Raw genomic sequence first — 20,202 nt, 5'->3', positions numbered from 1 at the left:
ATTTGCAACAGAGCTTACCTAACTATTTCAATCTTTGTTCCTATTTTAAATTCCTTTATCTTTTTATCTTCAACATATAAACTTCCTGGCAGTAAGGCTTCATTGCTTCCATCAAACCTAACACAGATATGACCAAGATCCTTTAAGTTTTTGTAAACCTCACTACCAACTGATGTTATCTTATATTCAGTTCCATCAATTTTAAAAATATCTCCAGGCTGTAAATCACCTGCAATACTGTTTAAATTGTGTAGTGCGCAATATTCAGCAAGTTCTTCAGGTGCATTATCCTTAAAAAGAATTACCATTTTTTCATCATAAAATGCTTCTACTAGTGGCCCTAATTTTGTTACTTCTGTTTCATAAATAAGCTTCATAAATATTCTCCCTTCGTTTAAAACTATATGCAATAAAATTTAATGAAAGGATTTCTCCTTTCATTAAATCCTATGCTGAATTGCAAATACTATTTTGCGTACATTCCAAAGCTTGCTAACCAAGCAATAACAACTGTTGTAGGCCCAGTTAAGAATCTTCCATAAAGAACTGCTGGAACACCAACTTCAACTGTTTCTGCTTCTGCTTCTGCTAGTCCAAGTCCTACTGGTATGAAATCGCAGGCTGCTTGTGAGTTTATTGCAAATAATGCTGGTAAAGAAAGCTGTGCTGGGATAGTTCCCTTTCCAATTTCAACGCCTACCAGAACTCCTATAACCTGTGCAATAACAGCGCCAGGTCCCAGGAATGGGCTTAAGAATGGGAAAGAACATATAGCTGATAGCAGAACCAATCCTGGTAAAGTACCAGCAAGTGGTGTAAGTACATGAGCAATTGCATTACCCATACCTGATTTTAATACTATACCTATTAGCAGGCTGACGAATGCCATAAATGGAAGTACTGTTTTGATAACTGTATCAATTGCGTCACGGCCCGACTGGTAAAGTACTCCTACAAAAGATCCTAAGGCTTTTCCGATTTTACCCATGAGACCGGATGACTGCTTACTTATTGTTTTGCTGGTATCATATTTTGGCTTATTATCCATGACTTTCTCTCCTTGGCTGACTTTCTCTACAACTTTTACAGCACCGTCAACAGATTCAACATTTTTTGGCTTAACATCTGATACATATATATCTGCTGTAATATGTTTTGCTAATGGACCGCTTGGACCTGATGGCATAAGATTAATGGTAGGAATTCTTTTCTGAGGGTATATTCCACATCTTAAAGTACCTCCGCAGTCTATAATAGCGCATAGTGTTTCGTCATCTGGAATTCTTGTTTTAAATCCATCAATAACTTCGCATCCTGTTAATTCACCAATTCTTATAGCAACTGGAGACACTATTCCTCCTGTTATGCATACAACTTTATTTCTTTTTTCTGTTGGAGTAATAACTAATGGTCCTCCAAATCCGCCTGTACCTGCAGAAACTTTTACTGAATTATATTTAGCCATTTGCCAGACCCCCTTACATTGATATTTCTGTTTTTAATTTAACATTTTGTTGTTTTTCTACATAAGCAACTGTAAAATCAGTTACCCATCCTCTGAAGAAGTTAGTAACTACACCCACTAAGAAGTATCTTACGGCAAGATCAGCAGTTGGAAGTCCAAGCTGGGTTATTCCTTTAGCTATACCAAGAAATACAAACAATTCACCTGGATTAACATGTGGAAATAATCCATTTAAAGTATGACAATAAAATGATGATGATGCATAATAACTTGGTTTATATTTCTCTGGGAGGAACTTTCCAAGTGACAATGTCATTGGGTTACAGAAGAAAAATGTTCCTACTAAAGGTAATACAAGATATCTTGTAAATACATTGGATGCTGAAGCCCTGGCTAATTTTTCAATTTTTTCAGCTCCCATTAATCTGATAATTGCATTCATTGCTACTAAAAGCATTATTAGCGTTGGTACTATACCTGTTACCCAGCCAGCAAATGTTTTTCCACCTTCGTTAAACAGTGCAATAAAACCAGCTGCAAGATTTGCTAAAGTTTGCATAAAATAACACTCCTTTTTAATTATAAATTATATTTTATTATGACCTTTGTAAAAAACATTTAATATTATTCTTCTTTTTCCTCCTTTTTAGAATTTTGAAACTGATTGTAATTTCTTACAGCATCCTTTATTGCCTTTGCTGTAATTTTGTCAACTTTGGAAAGTATGTCTTGATTTATAGTTAGAAGATTCTGATTTTTGAGAATCTCCAAGGGTTTCATTTTGGCAAGTACGGTAATGCCCTTCATTCTTTGTGCCTCTAAGATATTGCAATCGTTATCTATGAGAATAAGCAGAACTGCACCCTGTGAAATCTTACCTTTGCATCTTCCAATTACAACTCTCCCTCTTCTCCTCATAGATCCATAATGCGAATTAAAGTTTCTAAGCTGAATATATCCAAAAGCTGCCTGTAGAGCCCATGCTAAACATAGAATAACTACTATCTGCCAAACCATAATATACCTCTCTCTAATTCTATTAATAATTAATTTTAGAAAACTTTGTATAAAAAATGAGCCTGAGCTAAAATATATACTTTATTTATTAGCCCAAGGCCCTTAAATTATCCATATTACAGTTTTTCTTTTTTTTCTTCTTTAATTATTTTTGTGATTTTGATAATGAAGGTATCATCTTTTCCTTCAATCAGTACCTGTGAATGTTTAAATAGATTATAAATCTTGTCTCCAGGTTGATAAACTACTTCATTCATCAGTTTTGGCTCCTCCTTTAAGCTGCTTATCCAGCTCTAATAATAATTTGGCTGTCTTTTCATCTGTTATTAGAACGTTTATATATTTACCCCTTATTGCACCAAGAATTGAAGGAACTTTTACTTCTGATTCTGCAACACCTATAGAGTATTCCATTTTCTTAAGTTTTTCGGGGTCAATAGCTATTATCCTGTCTTTTAACTCATCGTCAACTAAATTACCATTAACATCAAAGAATCTTGAGCATACATCTCCAACTGCCCCATTTTTATCTAAGATATCGGTTTCATAGCTCTTAAAGCTGCCTGTCCAAATAAGATTGTTAGATTTAAGGGGTGATCCAATACCCACCACAGCCTTATTCATTTTTTCCCACAATTCCAATATATCCTTAAAGTTTTTATCTTCCATTATGGCATCCTTTGTCTTCTTTTCATAGGTAATAGCAGGTGCATATAGGTAATGCGGCTTTGCACCGAATGCAGTTGAAACCTTTGAAACTATAGTATTTACATGATATTCATTATCCAGGTTGTTTGGACCTCCAACCAGAGGAATAACATTTGCAAAAACTTTTTTACAATGATATAGTTGGTTAGCAACAGCTGACACAGTTTTGCCCCAGGCAAAGCCCACTACATCTCCATCCTTAAGAATTCTCTTTAGGAACTCTGCGCCAAATTCTCCTAAATTTTGTATTATTGAGTCTTCTGATTGGCCTGAATAAGAGTGTAAAACAATAGCTTCTTTTAATCCTAATGTTTTTTCTAAAATACCTTCAAGTTCAAAGCACTCATTAATATCATCCTTAATCTTAATGGTAACAATTCCCTCCTCCCTGGCTTTCTTTAGTAATTTGCTTATAGCAGTTCTATGAATACCTGTGTTAGCGGAAATTTGGCTTTGCGTCATATCTTCAATGTAATACATACTTGCAATTCTGCAAAGTAATTTGGTTTCTTCTCTATCTGACATATTGAAAATTCCTTTCCCAAAAGTCATTTAACATTTGTGAATATTTTTATCAAATGTTCTATGATTTAATTATACATAATCTTAAGAATAATGCAATATGTTTTTTGCTTCTAATGCATAACTTGTCCACCAGTAATATTTATTGACTGTCCTGTGCAGTATTTAGCCTTTTCAGAAGCATAGAATGTTAAAACATTTGCAACATCTTCAAAAGAGCATCCTCTTTTTAGTGGTACTTTATCAATATAAACTTGTTTAACTTCTGATTCTTTTATGCCTAACTTTTTAGCATATTGTGGTGCTAAGCTCTCAAACATATCAGAATCCAAAAGATTTCCCAGCATTAAAGCATTTGCTCTTATATTATGTTCTGCTAAATCTAAAGCCAAGCTTTGTGTTAAGCCTACACCTCCAAATTTAGCTGAAGAATATCCTGCATTGTGTTTACTTCCAACCTTTCCTGATTTTGAGTTGATCTCAATAATGCAGCCTTCAATATTATTATCTATCATTGCCTTAGAAACTTCCCTGGCACATAGGAAATAACCAACTAAATTAATACTTAAGCACCAGTTAAAAGTATTTAATTCAAATTCAGTAATTTTACAGCTTTTTGCAACACCAGCATTGTATACTAATAAATCTATTCTTCCTAGCTTGTCCATAACTTCTTTAACCATATCTTTAACTTGTTGTTCATTGGTCGAATCCACTTTAACAGCTATACTTTTTACTTCATTAGTACTGGATATTTCTTCTGATACTTTTACAGCGTTTTCATAGTTAATATCGGCAACTGCCACATGGTATCCTTCCTTACCTAAGCGTTTGCTTAGATATGCTCCTAAACTTCTTCCTCCACCAATTATTAGTGCAACCTTATTCATAATAAATTCCTGCTACTCAAAATATGGTCAAATGTATCCATACTGAGAAAATTCCTGTTTCATTGTACCCTGCCTTGCCTAAACTACTACAGTTTGTATAGCACTCCACAGGCTTAAATTCCCGAAATAGCCTTCGGTACACATATAAGCGCTTGTTTAATTAAGCTATCTTATATTCTTTAGCATTAGCTAAATTGATTGAGGCATTTAAATCTCTATCAATAGAAGTATTGCAATTATCACATTTATATACCCTATCTGATAGTTTTAAATCCTTTTTAATATTCCCGCAGCAGCTACAAGTTTTACTACTTGGATAAAATCTATCAACTATTCTTATTTCTATATTATTCTGTTTTGCTTTTGAAATAAGTTTAATTCTAAATTCATAAAACTTTTGTTGTGCAACTGCCTTTGCTAAATGTCTATTCTTCATCATTCCACTTACATTCAAATCTTCTATTGTTATAAAGCTTGGTTTTTGCTTTATTAACTCACTTACTGTTTTATTAATATAATCAGTTCTAATATTTGTAAGTCTTTGATGAAGTTTTTGTACCTTGACTATTTGTTTTTGGATATTTTTACGAGCAGCTTCTCCTTTCTTTTTTTTATTTCTTAATTTTAAACTTTCATATTTCCTTGAAAGTTTTTTTTGCTCACGTTTTAGTTTCTTTTCTAGTTTTTTAACTCTTGAAGTTTTGTTTATATTTTTTTTAGTTATTCCATCACTGCAAATTGCAAAATCTTTGAGTCCCAAATCCACCCCTATTCCTTCAGAACAACGTTTATTATTAATCTTTATATCTTCTTCAACTAATACAGAAACATAATATCTATCAGCTTTCTGACTTACTATTCCACTTGTTATTCTCCCATTAGCTGGTATATAACCATATTCCTTGAGTCTAACCCAGCCTAAAGTTGGTATCTTAATTCTATGCCTTTCAATAGTCCAATCAGTTTTATTGTTTTTAGGAAAGTAGGCTTTAACATCTTGATTTTTCTTTTTCTTAAACTTTGGGAAACCAGCTTCACCTTTGAAGAACTTCTTAAAAGCTTTTTCTCCATTCATAATAGCCTGTTTAACTGCTTTTGAAGACACTTCTTTTATCCAAAGTTTATCTATATTGTTAGGAATATACTCATTGTTAAGCCATTTAGAAAAATCCATACCGCTAACAAACCGTTTTTCTTTTTCATAAACTTCCTTATTATGTGCAATATAAAAGTTATAGACAAATCGACTTACTCCAATGGTTTGATGTATTTTAGTTATTTGTTCTTTGGTTGGTTTAATCTCTGTTTTGTATGCTTTTTTCAACTTCTTCATCTTCCTTTATCTTTTTCCCCAGAAGATGTTATACCCATAAACTCTTTATACTATTCATAAGTATAAAACCGTCTATTTGTTGGTGTTCCAAATGCTTTTAATTTTCCTGCGTTATCCCATCGTTGTAGTGTTAAAACTGATACATTTAATAATTCATCAAATTCTTTAGGCTTATAGTTCTTACTCAAATATAATCACTCCCTTTTTGGTGATTATATTATATTATTCATGAATATATTTGAATATAAGATTATAAACTATTTTATTTCTTCTGCTTTAGTAATTATATGTATCACATTTGTGACTTATGTTAACATTTGTTCTATATCTTTATTATACTTATTTTTAAAACAAATGCAATATGTATTTAAATAAATAGCATTATTTTTTTGATTTTTATTAAAATATTCAGTTAAAATCAACACAATTGTGATAAATGCCAGGTTTATCGTTGTATTTTATTATCAGAGGATTTGCAAAGTAAACGTGTGAACTTGTGAAATTGTTTATCACATTTGTGATTTAATATTCAATTGTGTGATATTTATTTAACAAATTCTTATAATTATAAACACAAAAAAGAGTACCCCTAATTTAATTAGAGATACTCTTTATTAAGCTATTAATTTTTCTGAGTTTCTTTTAGTATATTATATGCTGCTGATCTTAACTCATCAGCCTTTGCCTTGTAATCTGCATGTTCACCTTGAAACATTGATGAGGTTCCTGCAACTAAAACATCAGCTCCAGCTGGAATTACCATAGGTAATGTTTTTATATTAATGCTGCCATCTACTTCAATTAATGTTTTTAAATTTCTTTCAAGTAAAATATGCTTTAATTCCCTGATTTTATTTATAGTTTCAGGAATAATCCTTTGTCCTGAAAATCCAGGATGCACCGTTAGTACATTTACCATATAAAGTTCATCCAGTATATCTTTAATGGATGAAACAGGGGTTTCAGGATTTAACACTGCACATGCCTTCATGCCCAATGTTTTAATTTCCTTCACCACATTGACTAAACTGCCCGCAGCTTCAACATGGAAAGCTGCAATATCCACACCTATTTTAGCAAGATCCTTTAAATATCTTTCAGGTTTTACTATTGCCAAATGCACATCTAAAGGTATTTTTGTTTTATCCTTAATTGCCTCAATAACATATAATCCCATTCCAAGATTATGGACAAAAGTTCCATCCATAACGTCGCAATGAAGCATATCAACCTTAGCATTTTCAAGCCTTTTCAATTCCTCACCAATTTTTAATGGATTTCCACACATTATAGATGCGGCCACTTTAATCATTTTTTACACTTCCTTATTTTACCTCATAAGTTAACTTTCCTTTTCCGTAAACACCTTCCCAGTCACTTACAAACTTATCAACACTCCAGTCAGTTAATGGATGTGATAATAGTCCATCCATTATATCAGCATTAACTGTTACAGAATGGCCTCCAGCTAAAGCAACTTCATGTACCTGCTGTACATTTTTAAAGGATGCTGCTAAAACCTTTGTATTTAAGTTATAAATTTTAAATAGCTCAACTATTTCTTTAACTACATTTACACCATTTCCGCTGATATTATCTATTCTGTTTACATATGGAGCAACAAAATCCGCACCTGCCACTGCAGCCATTAAAGCCTGATCAGCTGTAAAAACAGCTGTTGCAGTAATTTTTATTCCCTTTGATTTTAATATCTTCATTGCCTTAATACCTTCTGGAATAACAGGTACCTTTATATATATATTGCCTCCTATAGTATTTGTTATATACTCTGCTTCTTTTACTATTTCATCTGCATTTTTGCTTACAGCCTGAACATGAAGCATTTTATCCTGGCCTATAATTTCTCTTATTTGATTCAATATATCTAAAAAGCTTCTCTTTTCTTTTGATATGATTGTTGGATTTGTTGTAACTCCGCTCATAGGATATAAATCAAAAGCTCTTTTAATCTGATCTAAGTTTGCAGTATCTAACAAGTATAACATAATTTAATCACCTTTCCCGTATATTAGTATTTTTAATTTTACCTTTTATCTGATTTAATAATACTACATAAATTATGAATAATCAAGTTTAAATATATATAAACATGAACAAACATTAATAAGTAGTTATGCTTTACAATAATATATAATTAAAATATAATTAAATATATGAGATATTGAATAAATGTAAACAAATATGAATTGGATAGGTGATATTATGTTTATAGAAGAAAGACATGAAAAGATATTGGAAATATTAAAATATAAAAAGAGAGTAGAAGTTCAGGAATTAAGTGAACTATTTAAAGTATCAGAGGATACAATAAGAAGAGATTTAAGAATAATGGAGCAAAAGGGTAAAGTACATAGAACTTACGGCGGTGCTATTTTGCCTGAAAAGGTTAATAGTTATAAGGATTTTACTGTGAGAGAAAAAATTAAGACTGATGTAAAAGAAAGCATAGCTGCTATAGCTGCCTCATTTATACAGGAACACGATACTATACTTCTGGACGGCTCCACCACTGTGGCTAAAATTATCCCTCTGCTTTCAAATTTCAAGGACTTAACAGTTATCACTAATTCCATTGCAATTTCACATGATATTGTTATCCACTGCCCTAATATAAAACTTTATATAACAGGCGGCCTTGTAAAAAACGATGTGGCAAATGTCATAAGCATAGAAGGTGTAAATGATATAGAAAAGCTGTATGTAGATAAAGTATTTTTAACAGCTCTTTCAATTTCACACAGCGGAGAACTAACCACTCCAATTATTGAAGAGGCTTATATTAAAGAAGCCATGCTAAAAGCTGGAAGAGAAATATATATTTTAGCAGACAGCAGCAAATTTGGTCAAAAATCTTTGGCTGAGTTTGGAAAGATAAAATCAGAATACACCATAATTACAGATGATAAATTACCTGATGAGATACAACATGACTTAAAGGATCTGATAAATAGAGGTTTGAAAATAATAAGCAAATAATTGTGAAATAGGAGCTGCACTGACAGCTCCTATAATCATATAAAAAGTTAATAAACAGTTTATTTATCTGCATTTATTTTTTCTATTGCAAGCAGATGTTCTTTCATTTCAAGTCCCCCCGCATAACCTACCAGTTTTCCATTTGCTCCAATAACACGATGACACGGGATAAAAATTCCAATGGGGTTTTTATTATTTGCCATGCCCACAGCCCTGCATGCCTTTGGATTGCCTATTTTCTCTGCAATTTCCCCGTAGGAGCAGGTTTTACCATAGGGAATCTGCTGCAGTGCTTCCCAGACACTTTTTTGAAATTCTGTTCCTTCCGGCATAAGAGGTATATTAAAGCTTTTTCTTTTACCTGCCAGGTATTCCTTAAGCTGCTGTGCGGCTTCCTTGATTAAATCAGTTTCCTTTATTTCAGTGTCTTTCAGCTTGGGACTTTCGTTAAAATATACATTGGTAATTGCCTTGCCATTATCAGCTATTCCTATTTTACCAATGTCAGTATTATAAAAATATAAACTTTTCATAATCATTACCTCCAAAGAGTTAAATTATAACCAGCTCTATACATATTTTACTTCATAATATTCAATTTATCATTACATTCTTTTATACTTATGCTGAGGTCTTCCTATGCTTCCGTACTTCACTATCCTTTCAAGCTTACCTTCTTCTGTCATGTACTCAAGATACTTTCTAACTGTTACTCTTGCCATACCTGTTTCTTCAGCTATACCCTCTGCTGTGAAATAATCATTGCTATTTCTTTCTATTTCCTCCCATATGGAATTATAAGTATACTTATTTAACCCCTTAGTAAAATTATCCTCATGGGTAAAACTGCTTGTGCCCATTAATTTGTCTAATTCCATCTGCTCTATTTCCTGATTATTTTTAAATTTATTATATCTGTCTTTATACTGAAACAGGGCTTCCTTAAATCTTTCAAAGGTAAATGGTTTTATAAGATAATCTATAACCCCATATCTGAAAGCCTGCTGTACACGTTCTAATGTTTTATCTGCTGTAATTAAAATAACATCAATTAAAAGTTCCTCTTTTCTTATCCACTTAAGAAGATCTATACCGTTTTCATTAGGCAGGAATACATCTAATAATATAAGCTGTGGCTTTCGAGCTAAAATATACTTTTTTGCTTCAGTTAAATTTGAAACTGCTTTGTATAAAGTAAATCCATCTACCTTATTTAAAAATTTAGAATTTATTTCTCTTACCATGGGGTCATCTTCTATAATCATAACTTTAATCATAATTTAACCTCTTTTCATAGGTATATATATATTCCAGGCAGTACCATTTTCTGCTTCAAGATTTATTATTCCATTAAACTCATCAATTATCTTTTTTACAATATACATTCCGTGTCCTCTTTGTCCTTCTTTAGTTGTAAAGCCCTGAGTATAAATTTTATCCCTTATTTCTTTTGGAATTCCTGGTCCATTATCCTTTACACTTATATTTAACATTTCATCATCATCCTGTATTTTTACATGCACTTCACCTGTGTCATCATTTTTAACGGCATCTAAAGAATTTTCTATTAGATTTCCCAAAATAGAAACAAGTTCCTGGGATGTCATATATTGGGGGAGTCTTGTAAGTTTGGAATCTTCATCTATAACTAATTTAATTCTTAACTCCTCGGCTTTGTTATACTTTGATAATAATAATGCTGAAAGTGCAACATCCTTAATATTTTTATTTAAAATATCATTTATATTATTTCTGATATTTGAAATATCGGATATAAATTTTAATGCTGTATGGTATTCCTCCAGCTGTATAAGCCCTGAAATAGTATGAAGCTTATTCATAAATTCATGATTTTGGGCTCTTAATGACCAGGCCATTTTCTTAATTCCTGTAAGCTCCTCTGCAAGCTTAGTAATTTCCGTTAAATTTCTAAAATTAATAACCAGTCCTATAACCTGATTTTTACTATTCTTTAAAGGATTAAACTTAGACAATACATTAAGTCCCGGCCTTGCCTTTACTTCTATATTTTCAAGAGGCTTACCGGTTGTTAATACTTCTGGTGCCCTGCTGTAATCCACAATTTCCGTTATATTTTTACCTATATCAGCTTTCTTTAAATCCAGGATACTTTCAGCTTCTTTATTAAAGAATGTTAATTTTCCCTCTTTATCTAAAAGCAATACCCCTTCTTTTATATTTTCAAGTATTGTTTCTTTTTGTTTCAGCTCCAGTGCAATCTCCTCAGGCTCCATACCAAATATGGTTTTTTTAATGCTGAAAGAAAGTATGAATGCTCCGGCTATACCAATAGCTAAACCCAATATTATAAATGGTACAAATCCCTTTAGTTTTTCAATTACCAGGTTATGAAAATTAACTGAAAGCACTCCTGCTGTTACCACCCCAACCTGTGTGCTGTCGTTGTAAACCGGGACAAAAGCTCTATATGATACTCCAAGACTGCCCTTGGCCTGAGATACATATTGTTCACCCTTAAGCAGTGCTCTGGTTTCATCACCGCCTTGAAACTTTGTACCTATATTCTGTCTTGTGGGATGAGTCTGCCTTATATCATTCATATTCAAAACCACAATAAAGTCCATGCTAGTTTGCTGTCTTACCTTCTCAATTTCAATATTAAGCTTATCATTGGAAATGCTGGTATCTCCGCTTAAATACTGCTTTACTATATAGTTTTGAGATATTGCATTGGCAACGTCTAATAAATCCTTACTGTATTGCTCTGTAATTAATTTTTTCATCTGAAAATATGACAAAATAGTTATATTTCCAATGGATATAGTAAGCACCAGTATTACAATTAAGGTTATCTTTTTCCTAAGTTTCATTTAAAGCTCCTTCCCATGCTCATTTTAAATATTCATCTATATGTTTTGCAATTTTATTATAAATATTAATAACCCGTGAATCAATACGTTTTCATAGTATGAGAATTGTTAAAAATACAGCAAAGTATTCTTTATGACCATAATATGTTTTTAAAGTTTAAAATATTTTAATTATTAAAGGCTGCTGATATTATATTATCATAGAAAACGATTACAAAAACTTAAATAAAATATAAGGGGAGATAATAAAATGAATTATTTTGAGGAGAGCTTAAAACTACATGAAAAAAACGTTGGAAAAATAAGCATAAGTTCAAAGGTAAAAGTCATAACAAGGGATGATTTAAGTTTAGCTTATACCCCTGGAGTTGCAGAACCATGCAGAAAGATTCATGAGAATGAAGAAAACATTTACAAATATACTTCAAAAGGAAATCTTGTAGCAGTAGTTACAGACGGCACAGCAGTACTTGGCTTAGGGGATATTGGTCCTAAGGCTGGATTACCAGTTATGGAGGGCAAGGCAATTCTGTTTAAGGAATTTGCAGATGTGGATGCATTTCCAATATGCCTGGATACAAAAAATGTTGAAGAAATAGTAAAAGCTGTGAAACTTATAGCTCCAGGGTTTGGTGGAATTAATTTAGAAGATATAAGCGCTCCAAGATGCTTTGAAGTTGAAGAAAAATTAAAGAAGGAGCTTGACATACCTGTATTCCACGATGATCAGCATGGAACTGCCATAGTTGTTCTTGCAGGTATAATAAATGCTTTAAAAGTAGTTAATAAAAAAATAGAGGATATAAAGGTTGTTGTAAATGGTGCAGGGGCTGCAGGTACTGCCATATCTAAGTTATTACTTTCTACAGGAGTAAAAAACCTCATTGCATGCGATAAGGTTGGTATTCTTTACAGAGGAATAGAAAATGTAGATGATGCTAAAAAGGAACTTGCAAAAATAAGCAACCCTGAAAATATTAAAGGAAACTTAGCAGATGCATTAAAAGGAGCAGATGTATTTATAGGAGTTTCAGCACCAGGAATAGTAAATCAGGATATGGTGAGATCAATGAATAAGAATTCCATATTGTTTGCCATGGCAAATCCAACTCCTGAAATAATGCCGGAAGATGCTAAAGCAGCTGGTGCAAAGGTAGTTGGTACAGGCCGTTCAGATTTCCCTAACCAGGTTAATAATGTATTAGCTTTCCCTGGAATATTCAGAGGAGCTCTTGATGTGAGAGCAAAGGAAATCAATGAACACATGAAAATTGCTGCAGCATATGCCATAGCTTCAATGATAAAAGATGAAGACTTAAATGAAAACAATGTAATTCCATATGCATTAGACAGGAGTGTTGCAGCTAATGTAGCTGAAGCAATAAAAAAAGCAGCAAGAGAAAGCGGAGCTGCAAGATTATAAAATAAAAAGGAGGAATAAACATGCAAATTCCATTGAAGAAAACAATTGATAAGGTTCCAGGCGGTATGATGGTTGTCCCACTTTTTTTAGGAGTACTAGTTAATACATTTTTCCCGCAGTTTTTAAAAATCGGCGGTTTTACAACGGCATTATTTAGTTCAAGCGCATCATCAACTATTTTGGCATGTTTTATGTTTTTAATCGGCTCGCAGATTAATTTTAAGTTAGCACCAAAAGCATTAAAAAAAGGTGCACTATTGATTTCAGGTAAATTTATTGTAGGTGCCGGTATTGGTATTATTGTTGGAAAAGTCTTCGGGCCTGTTGGTGTACTAGGTTTGTCACCTTTGGCTATCCTTTCGGCATTAACAAATTGTAACGGCGGATTATATGCATCTCTTGCTTCACAATACGGTGATGAAACTGATGTAGGTGCTTATGCTTTATTATCATTAAAGGATGGTCCTTTCTTTACATTAGTTGCCTTAGGTGCATCAGGACTTGCTCAAATACCTATTAAAGCCCTTGTGGCAGTGTTAATACCAATAGTAATAGGAATGATTTTAGGAAACATTGATACAGATATGAGAAAATTCCTTGGGAGCAGTAAATTATTATTAATTCCATTTTTCTCCTTCCCATTAGGTGCAGGAATGAATCTTACTACCATTGTAAAGGCTGGAGGCCCTGGTATACTCCTTGGAATAATTGCTGCCTTTACAGGAATAGGAGCTTATGTACTTCTGAAGTTATTTAAAGAGGAGCCAATAATAGGCTTAGCAACAGGATCAACTGCAGGAAATGCTGTTGCCACACCAGTGGCTGTTGCAGCAGCGGATCCAACATTAGCTGCTGTAGCAACAATAGCAACAGCACAGGTTGCCGCAGCATGTGTAGTATCAGCAATAGTTTGTCCATTCATTGTTTCATATGCATTTAAATTACTTAGGAATAACAAAGTTAAAAAATTAGATAAAGAGGTAGTGGCCTGATAAAAAGTTCAAGGGTAATCAATGAAAATTGGTTACCCTTTTATTACTTATATGGAAGCATTTCTTACTGCATTCCATTGTTCTATGAATTTTTCAACTCCTGTATGAATTTCATCATAAAATTTCAGCTTGCTGTCCAATGCTTCTATCTGATCTTCAGAATTAATTCTGGAAGAGGATAATTCCTTTACCATATCATCGAAAATATTTCTATACACACTCATAACTCTGTTAAAGATTTCTTCCATCTGTTTACTGTATCCATCTATACTGCTGCATAGAATTTTCTTTAGAGAATTGTAATAAGCATCATATTGTATACTCCTTATATATTTAATATACTCACTTTTAATTGTCCTTAGCTGTCTGCTGTTTATTGAATAAGCTCCAACTTTAACTTTTGTAAAAAAATTAACTAATTTTTCAGCTGCATTTGTCTCAAGTTCTATGCTTTCAATAATCCTTTCCTTAATATCATCATTATTAATATTAATTTCAGGCATATTAAACAGTATCATTTCATTTATATCCTTACCAACCTTTGGAACAGCTATATCAAAGTCCATGATATTATACTCTTTTCTGATTATTTCGCTGAAACCATGAACTGTTTCTTTCATGCTGTCTTCCACTTCTTTAATATAGTTTATCTTTTTATCAGCCTCAATACTTATTAACTTTAATGAATTTTCAACTACATTTTTAAATTCCTCATTAAATGCCTTATTATTAATATCAAAGTCCATATCTTTAATTTTATTTTTAATCATCTTAAGCTCAGAGGAGTTTTTAAGCATAAGCTTCATAAAAAATTCATCCACTCTGGTTTCATACATATCCAGCATGGAGCACAATGCTTTATCTAATAATATTCTGGCGCTGTCCAGCAGTTTATTTTGAAATTTTTTAAAACTCAGTTTGTTTTCCTTGTCTTCATATATATAGCTGAATTTATCTATTATATTATTTATCATATATTCTATTTCCTGCAATTCATCAGATTTCTTATTCTTTGCATAAATTAATTTATTTATTGCAAAGCAGCTTGAAAGTTTAGTAAACTTTTCATCTATTTCTCTTATTAAGGATGAGAATAACTCCACATTTGCTTTTTGTACAGCTATATAGGATGCATATTTTTTTAATTTAGGTATGCCGCTTTTATTTCTTAATGTGTTAAAGTCATAATCCTGTAATCCATAAAAGCACTCTAATTTCTCCAGCTGATCATCCACAAAGCTTAATGAACTCATATCCGTTTTCCCAATAAATTTCTTCTTCAGCTTTTTTAAACGAAGTCTCAAGTCGCTGCCTTTAAGGCTTTCAATTGGATCTGTTTCACCAATATTCTTTAACAGTTCACTATCAATTCTGCATACTTTAATTAAGTCAAAATAGGATCTTGCAGATGTTCCCATAACTATAAAGCCCTTATAGCCAAGATCGCTGAGCCTGTACCTGATATAGTCCAAAAATCTGGATACGGATTTATTTTCACATTCACTAATATACATTTCATCCAGCTTATTTACTACTACTATAAGTGAATAAAATTTATTATGTTTTTCAAACTGTATTTTAATATTTTTAAAGAATTCTTCTTCATCAATTGTAAGGTAACTGGAATAATTTATTAGAAACAGTATTACATCTGATTTTTCTATCCAGCTGTATGCTATTTTTTTGTGTACATTTTCATTATTATTGGTTTTTGCCACCACATAGTTGCTCCCAGGTGTATCTATAATAGTAAAGGGTGCAATATTGCTGCCTTTACTGGAATAATAAATTTCCATATCATCAATGGTATATCCATTAGCTTTATCATTTTGTGCTTTTTTAAATTCTTTATATATGTATTTATAAATATTCTGAGGTTCTTTAAAAAGTAAATCATTTTTGCCATACAGCAGCCTTATTTTATTGTCTTTGCTTCTTTTATAAATACAATTATTTGGAGTTGCCAGTTCAAAGCTTGTAGGTGCATACTGCTCATCTAAAAAAGAGTTTACAATGACACTTTTGCCTGCCTTTTTAGTGGCCATAACTGAAATATTCAGGTCTCTCTCTCTGGACTTATCCAGTACTTTTTCAATTTCATATAAAATATTTAAAATGCCTTTTCTCTCATCTATGAAGTCATCCTTAATTTCTAAATTTTGTACTGCTCTTTCCCCGCTAACTACAGAATCTTTCAATTGTTCATAGTTTCTTATAAAAGCATTAACTATTTTTCTGTCTTTCTTTTCCTTTTCCATCATTACTTCCATGTCAATATCTAAATATATAAATGACTGTATTATTCTGCTTATTAAATCATTATCCTCTGTATCAATTATAATCCTGCCGTTTTTAATTTTATCTTCATCCAGATTTTCAATGAAATTACTTAATGATGTGATATTGTCCAATAAACATTCATCTGTAATCTTATCCCTCAGCTGAACTTGCACAGATCTAAGATCTATGTCTTTTGCTATGCGCATATTGTACAGAAGATTGTCATCAAGCTCCAGATTCTCTATAAACTCATACAGCGGCTGCTGATTATCTAAAATAAATATTGAATTACAGCATGGATTTTCAAGATTTCTTTTAATTTCAGCAGTATCTAAAGACCCATGGACTTTTATAACCTTCATAAATTATTCCCCCATATTCTTTATTACCCCTTAAAGCAAATTTACCTTAAGGGGTAATAAATCTTAGCAATACCTTCACTTTATACCACTAATAGCTTTTATAAGCTGCAGTGCAGCAGGTCCTATTACTATAATAAATATGCTTGGAAAAATTAAAAATAACAGTGGAAATAATATTTTTATTGATGTTTTCATTGCTGTCTCCTCTGCCCTTTGTTTTCTTTTGTCCCTTTCATCTTCAGATTTACACCTTAACACCTGTACAATTCCTGTTCCAAGTCTTTCAGACTGAACTATACTATTTATAAATGAAATCATTTCACTAAAATCAAGTCTCTCCTTTACACCAATAAGTGCTTCTTTTCTTGTTCTTCCAAGCCGCATTTCCTCAAGGCAGGTGTAAAATTCAGAGCATAGTATTCCATTTCCCTTTTCTATAGTTTTATTTAAAGCTATATCAAAGCCCAGTCCTGCTTCCACGCTTATAGTTAAAACATCCAGAAAATCCGGAAGCTCTCTAAGAGCTTTTCTATATCTTTTATTTTTTCTGCCTCTGATATAAAAGTCCAGAGACTTAAAAGATAATAGAAAGCCTATTAATGCTAAAAGTATGATTTTGAACAAATTTAAGCCAAGCAGTATTCCATAAGCTCCAAACAAAAAAGGAACAGCTATTCTTACAATAGTATTTATAATATAATAATCTGCTGTGGTCATATTTAATGGATTCCCTGCCTGGAGAAGCCTTTTCTGCAGTTCTATTTCATTTTTAGAAGGCAGTGTGCTGTTATAATATTCCCTTAGTTTATCAATTAAAGATCCCATTGCCTGCTTCATGCCTGATTTAGAGTTCTTTTTTTCCCATGCTGTCTTTTGCTTTGAAGGTACAAAGGAATCTATTCTGCTCTTAAGCTTGTATTCAGCCTCAAAGTTTTTAGCTGCTGCATAATATACAAGAAGTGCTGCTGTGACCAGAAAAGAAAATATCACCATACTCTACACCTCGATTTTTGTGATTCTGTTGATTATCATATATCCTGCCAGAGCACATAATATACCAATTGAAATGGCTATTTTCCCAATGGTGTTTCCAAGAAAATCCGTTATATATTCCGGATTTATTAAATAAATAAATAAACCAAACAAAAAGGGAAGTACTCCTATAATTTTTCCAGAAAGTCTTCCTTGTGCAGTAAGTGTTCTAACTCTTCTTTCCAGCCTTTTTCTTTCCATTATGGTATTTGCAATTGTCTCAAGTATGCTGGATAAATTTCCTCCCACCTGTCTTTGAATTAATATAGCCCTTACCATAAGATCTAAATCTACACTGGGCATTCTGTTATTTAAATTGTCTAATGCCTCATCCATGGTAATGCCATAATTCAGTTCATTTAGCAGTACATTGATTTCATCCTTTACAGGTCTTTCGCTTTCTTCAGCTACGGTTTTCATAGCCTGGCCTATGCTGAAGCCTGATTTCAGTGAGCTTATTATGGTGTTTATCATATCAGGCAGAGCATCATTAAATTTCTGCAGTCTGAGTTTTCTTTTATTTTTAAGCCATATTCCTGGATATATATATCCAAATACAGCACCTATAATACAAAGTAATTTTATCTTCACAAACAGATATACAATAGCTCCCGTTATAAATGCCATAAACCACTTAAGCATTACATATTCCTCAGGTTTTAAATTTACACCTGCACTTATAAGCATTTTATTTATTTTATGCTGATTTTCACCTGGAAGCATTCTTTTAAGAGTCTTCCTGATAAATTCATTGCATTTTATTAAAAAGTTCTGCTCACTATTATAAGGTTTACTTCCTTTTTTATATTTTTCCTTAATATCAAGATAGTAATTTATCCTTTTTTCTAAATTTTTATTTCTAAGCACAAGGCAGTATAATATGCCTGTAACAAGCATGAATATGGATATAAACCAAAAAACGGTTATAATATTAGCCAACTTTACCACCCCTCTGGGTTAAAAATAGAAGCAGGAACCTGTATACCATATGCCTGAAAATCATCATAAAATTTAGGTCTCACTCCTGTTGGGACAAAATCTCCAACTACTTTCCCATTAACATCAATTTTTTTCTGCTTAAATTTAAAAATATCCTGAAGCACTATTGCATCGCCTTCCATGCCCCTAACCTCAGTGATATTTACAATTTTTCTGGTGCCATCCTTAAATCTTGTCTGTTCTACAATTAAACTTATGGCACCTGCAATCTGCTGTCTTATTGCTCTTACAGGAAGATCCACTCCAGCCATTAATACCATGGTTTCAAGACGTGAAATCATGTCACGGGAAGTATTGGAATGGCCTGTGGCCAGTGACCCATCCTGCCCTGTATTCATTGCCTGAAGCATATCCAGTGCCTCTCCTCCTCTTACCTCTCCTACCACTAATCTATCCGGCCTCATTCTAAGAGAATTTATTACCAGGTCTCTTATGGTTACTTCACCTTTTCCCTCAATATTTGGCGGTCTGGATTCCAGTGAAATCACATGTTCCTGAGATAGCTGAAGCTCTGCTGCATCCTCAATAGTTATTATTCTTTCATTGTTTGGAATAAAGGAAGATAATACATTTAATGTAGTAGTTTTTCCGGAGCTTGTTCCCCCGCATATAAATATATTTATTTTTGCCTTTACGCAGGCATTTAAAAAAACTGCCATTTCCTTTGAAAGTGTGCCGAAGTTTATTAAATCCTCTATGGTGTATGGATACTTTGAAAATTTTCTTATGGTAATAACAGGGCCATTTAAGGATAGCGGGGGAATTATAGCATTGACTCTGGAGCCATCGGGCAGTCTGGCATCTACCATAGGGCTGCTTTCATCTATTCTTCTTCCCAGCGGAGAAACTATTTTTTCGATAACCTGCATTACCTGGTCATCATCTCTAAACTTTATATCTGTAAACTGAAGCTTGCCCTCCTTTTCCACATATACCATATCAGGGCCATTAACCATTACTTCTGTTATTTCAGGGTCCTGAAGAAGGGGATTAATAGGACCGTATCCTGTTATATCATTTATAATTTCCTGTACTATCTTTTTCGTATTCACACGTCTGAAATTTTCCTGATCCTTTTTTATAATTTCCAGGGTAATAGGTTCAATTTGAGAAACTACTTTATCTATATCCTGCACATTCCCAAACTGTTCCATTATCTTTCTTTGAACCTGGCGCTTTAATTCTCTTTCTCTGCTGACAACTGTAGACTGGTGTTTTTCTATTATACTATCATTAAAAATATCTTTTTTTTCTATCTGATTATTTTCTCTATCTTCTTGAACCTTTTGTGAGTTATTTATTCTGTTAAGTAACCCCATATTATCGTTCC

Annotated in this window: 20 protein-coding genes and 1 pseudogene; 3 read left to right on the top strand and 18 right to left on the bottom strand. The window is 32.6% G+C overall.

All coding sequences use genetic code 11. The annotated features are described in order from the left end of the window. Positions 1–14: 14 nt before the first annotated feature. From EQM05_RS02640 to EQM05_RS02595, 11 genes and pseudogenes are all read right to left on the bottom strand, one after another. Entirely contained in the window at positions 15–377 is a 363-nt protein-coding gene (locus EQM05_RS02640) for a PTS glucitol/sorbitol transporter subunit IIA (RefSeq protein ID WP_128748607.1), read from the bottom strand. An 89-nt stretch (positions 378–466) separates the two neighbouring features. Next, a complete protein-coding gene (locus tag EQM05_RS02635) occupies positions 467–1,465 on the bottom strand; it encodes a PTS glucitol/sorbitol transporter subunit IIB (RefSeq protein WP_128748606.1) in 999 nt (332 codons plus the stop codon). Between the two features lie 13 nt (positions 1,466–1,478). Continuing rightward, entirely contained in the window at positions 1,479–2,024 is a 546-nt protein-coding gene (locus tag EQM05_RS02630) for a PTS glucitol/sorbitol transporter subunit IIC (RefSeq protein ID WP_128748605.1), read from the bottom strand. A gap of 65 nt (positions 2,025–2,089) precedes the next feature. After that, on the bottom strand, positions 2,090–2,482 hold the full coding sequence (locus EQM05_RS02625; protein ID WP_128748604.1) for a transcriptional regulator GutM: 393 nt from the start codon (positions 2,480–2,482) through the stop codon (positions 2,090–2,092). 116 nt (positions 2,483–2,598) lie between these two features. Next, positions 2,599–2,739 (bottom strand): hypothetical protein, encoded by a 141-nt coding sequence (locus tag EQM05_RS15640; protein WP_164917172.1) that lies wholly within the window; start codon positions 2,737–2,739, stop codon positions 2,599–2,601. Continuing rightward, positions 2,732–3,715, bottom strand: a complete 984-nt coding sequence (locus EQM05_RS02620; RefSeq protein ID WP_128748603.1) for a sugar-binding transcriptional regulator — start codon at positions 3,713–3,715, stop codon at positions 2,732–2,734. Before EQM05_RS02620 ends, EQM05_RS15640 begins: the two co-directional genes overlap by 8 nt. 110 nt (positions 3,716–3,825) lie before the next feature. Further along, on the bottom strand, positions 3,826–4,602 hold the full coding sequence (gene srlD / locus EQM05_RS02615; RefSeq protein ID WP_128748602.1) for a sorbitol-6-phosphate dehydrogenase: 777 nt from the start codon (positions 4,600–4,602) through the stop codon (positions 3,826–3,828). A 160-nt stretch (positions 4,603–4,762) separates the two neighbouring features. Then, a complete protein-coding gene (locus EQM05_RS02610; RefSeq protein WP_205694160.1) occupies positions 4,763–5,935 on the bottom strand; it encodes an RNA-guided endonuclease TnpB family protein in 1,173 nt (390 codons plus the stop codon). A 53-nt stretch (positions 5,936–5,988) separates the two neighbouring features. Next, positions 5,989–6,123, bottom strand: a pseudogene (locus EQM05_RS02605) (helix-turn-helix domain-containing protein); the annotation flags it as partial. 434 nt (positions 6,124–6,557) lie between these two features. Continuing rightward, positions 6,558–7,247 carry a ribulose-phosphate 3-epimerase gene (gene rpe / locus EQM05_RS02600; protein WP_128748601.1) on the bottom strand — a complete coding sequence of 230 codons (690 nt, stop codon included), beginning with the start codon at positions 7,245–7,247 and terminating at the stop codon, positions 6,558–6,560. A 13-nt stretch (positions 7,248–7,260) separates the two neighbouring features. Next, a complete protein-coding gene (locus EQM05_RS02595) occupies positions 7,261–7,941 on the bottom strand; it encodes a fructose-6-phosphate aldolase (protein WP_128748600.1) in 681 nt (226 codons plus the stop codon). A gap of 196 nt (positions 7,942–8,137) precedes the next feature. On the opposite strand from EQM05_RS02595, the gene EQM05_RS02590 reads away from it, so the two are divergent. Beyond that, positions 8,138–8,932, top strand: coding sequence for a DeoR/GlpR family DNA-binding transcription regulator (locus EQM05_RS02590; protein ID WP_128748599.1), 795 nt, complete (start codon positions 8,138–8,140; stop codon positions 8,930–8,932). Positions 8,933–8,991: 59 nt separating this feature from the next. Here the strand turns inward: EQM05_RS02590 and EQM05_RS02585 are convergent, their stop codons facing one another. The 3 genes from EQM05_RS02585 to EQM05_RS02575 all read right to left on the bottom strand — a co-directional run bounded on the left by EQM05_RS02585 (position 8,992) and on the right by EQM05_RS02575 (position 11,784). Continuing rightward, positions 8,992–9,465, bottom strand: a complete 474-nt coding sequence (locus EQM05_RS02585; protein ID WP_128748598.1) for a methylated-DNA--[protein]-cysteine S-methyltransferase — start codon at positions 9,463–9,465, stop codon at positions 8,992–8,994. Positions 9,466–9,537: 72 nt separating this feature from the next. Beyond that, positions 9,538–10,209, bottom strand: a complete 672-nt coding sequence (locus EQM05_RS02580; RefSeq protein ID WP_128748597.1) for a response regulator — start codon at positions 10,207–10,209, stop codon at positions 9,538–9,540. Positions 10,210–10,212: 3 nt separating this feature from the next. Further along, the gene (locus EQM05_RS02575) at positions 10,213–11,784 is read right to left on the bottom strand and encodes a sensor histidine kinase (RefSeq protein WP_128748596.1); all 1,572 of its coding nucleotides are present in this window, start codon (positions 11,782–11,784) and stop codon (positions 10,213–10,215) included. A 250-nt stretch (positions 11,785–12,034) separates the two neighbouring features. Between EQM05_RS02575 and EQM05_RS02570 the strand changes: the two genes are divergently transcribed. Continuing rightward, the gene (locus EQM05_RS02570; protein WP_128748595.1) at positions 12,035–13,207 is read left to right on the top strand and encodes a malic enzyme-like NAD(P)-binding protein; all 1,173 of its coding nucleotides are present in this window, start codon (positions 12,035–12,037) and stop codon (positions 13,205–13,207) included. Positions 13,208–13,227: 20 nt separating this feature from the next. Further along, a complete protein-coding gene (locus EQM05_RS02565) occupies positions 13,228–14,199 on the top strand; it encodes a 2-keto-3-deoxygluconate permease (protein WP_128748594.1) in 972 nt (323 codons plus the stop codon). 47 nt (positions 14,200–14,246) lie between these two features. Here the strand turns inward: EQM05_RS02565 and EQM05_RS02560 are convergent, their stop codons facing one another. The 4 genes from EQM05_RS02560 to EQM05_RS02545 all read right to left on the bottom strand — a co-directional run bounded on the left by EQM05_RS02560 (position 14,247) and on the right by EQM05_RS02545 (position 20,191). Further along, the gene (locus tag EQM05_RS02560) at positions 14,247–16,841 is read right to left on the bottom strand and encodes a dynamin family protein (RefSeq protein WP_128748593.1); all 2,595 of its coding nucleotides are present in this window, start codon (positions 16,839–16,841) and stop codon (positions 14,247–14,249) included. Between the two features lie 75 nt (positions 16,842–16,916). Continuing rightward, a complete protein-coding gene (locus EQM05_RS02555; RefSeq protein ID WP_128748592.1) occupies positions 16,917–17,834 on the bottom strand; it encodes a type II secretion system F family protein in 918 nt (305 codons plus the stop codon). A gap of 3 nt (positions 17,835–17,837) precedes the next feature. Further along, positions 17,838–18,812: a type II secretion system F family protein gene (locus EQM05_RS02550; protein WP_128748591.1), complete on the bottom strand. Its 975-nt coding sequence runs from the start codon at positions 18,810–18,812 to the stop codon at positions 17,838–17,840. A 2-nt stretch (positions 18,813–18,814) separates the two neighbouring features. Further along, complete coding sequence (locus EQM05_RS02545) at positions 18,815–20,191, bottom strand: CpaF family protein (RefSeq protein ID WP_128751013.1); 1,377 nt, start codon at positions 20,189–20,191, stop codon at positions 18,815–18,817. Positions 20,192–20,202 lie beyond the last annotated feature (11 nt).

This window comes from Clostridium sp. JN-9, assembly GCF_004103695.1.
Classification (GTDB): domain Bacteria; phylum Bacillota; class Clostridia; order Clostridiales; family Clostridiaceae; genus JN-9.
This window is presented reverse-complemented; position numbering and strand designations above follow the sequence as displayed.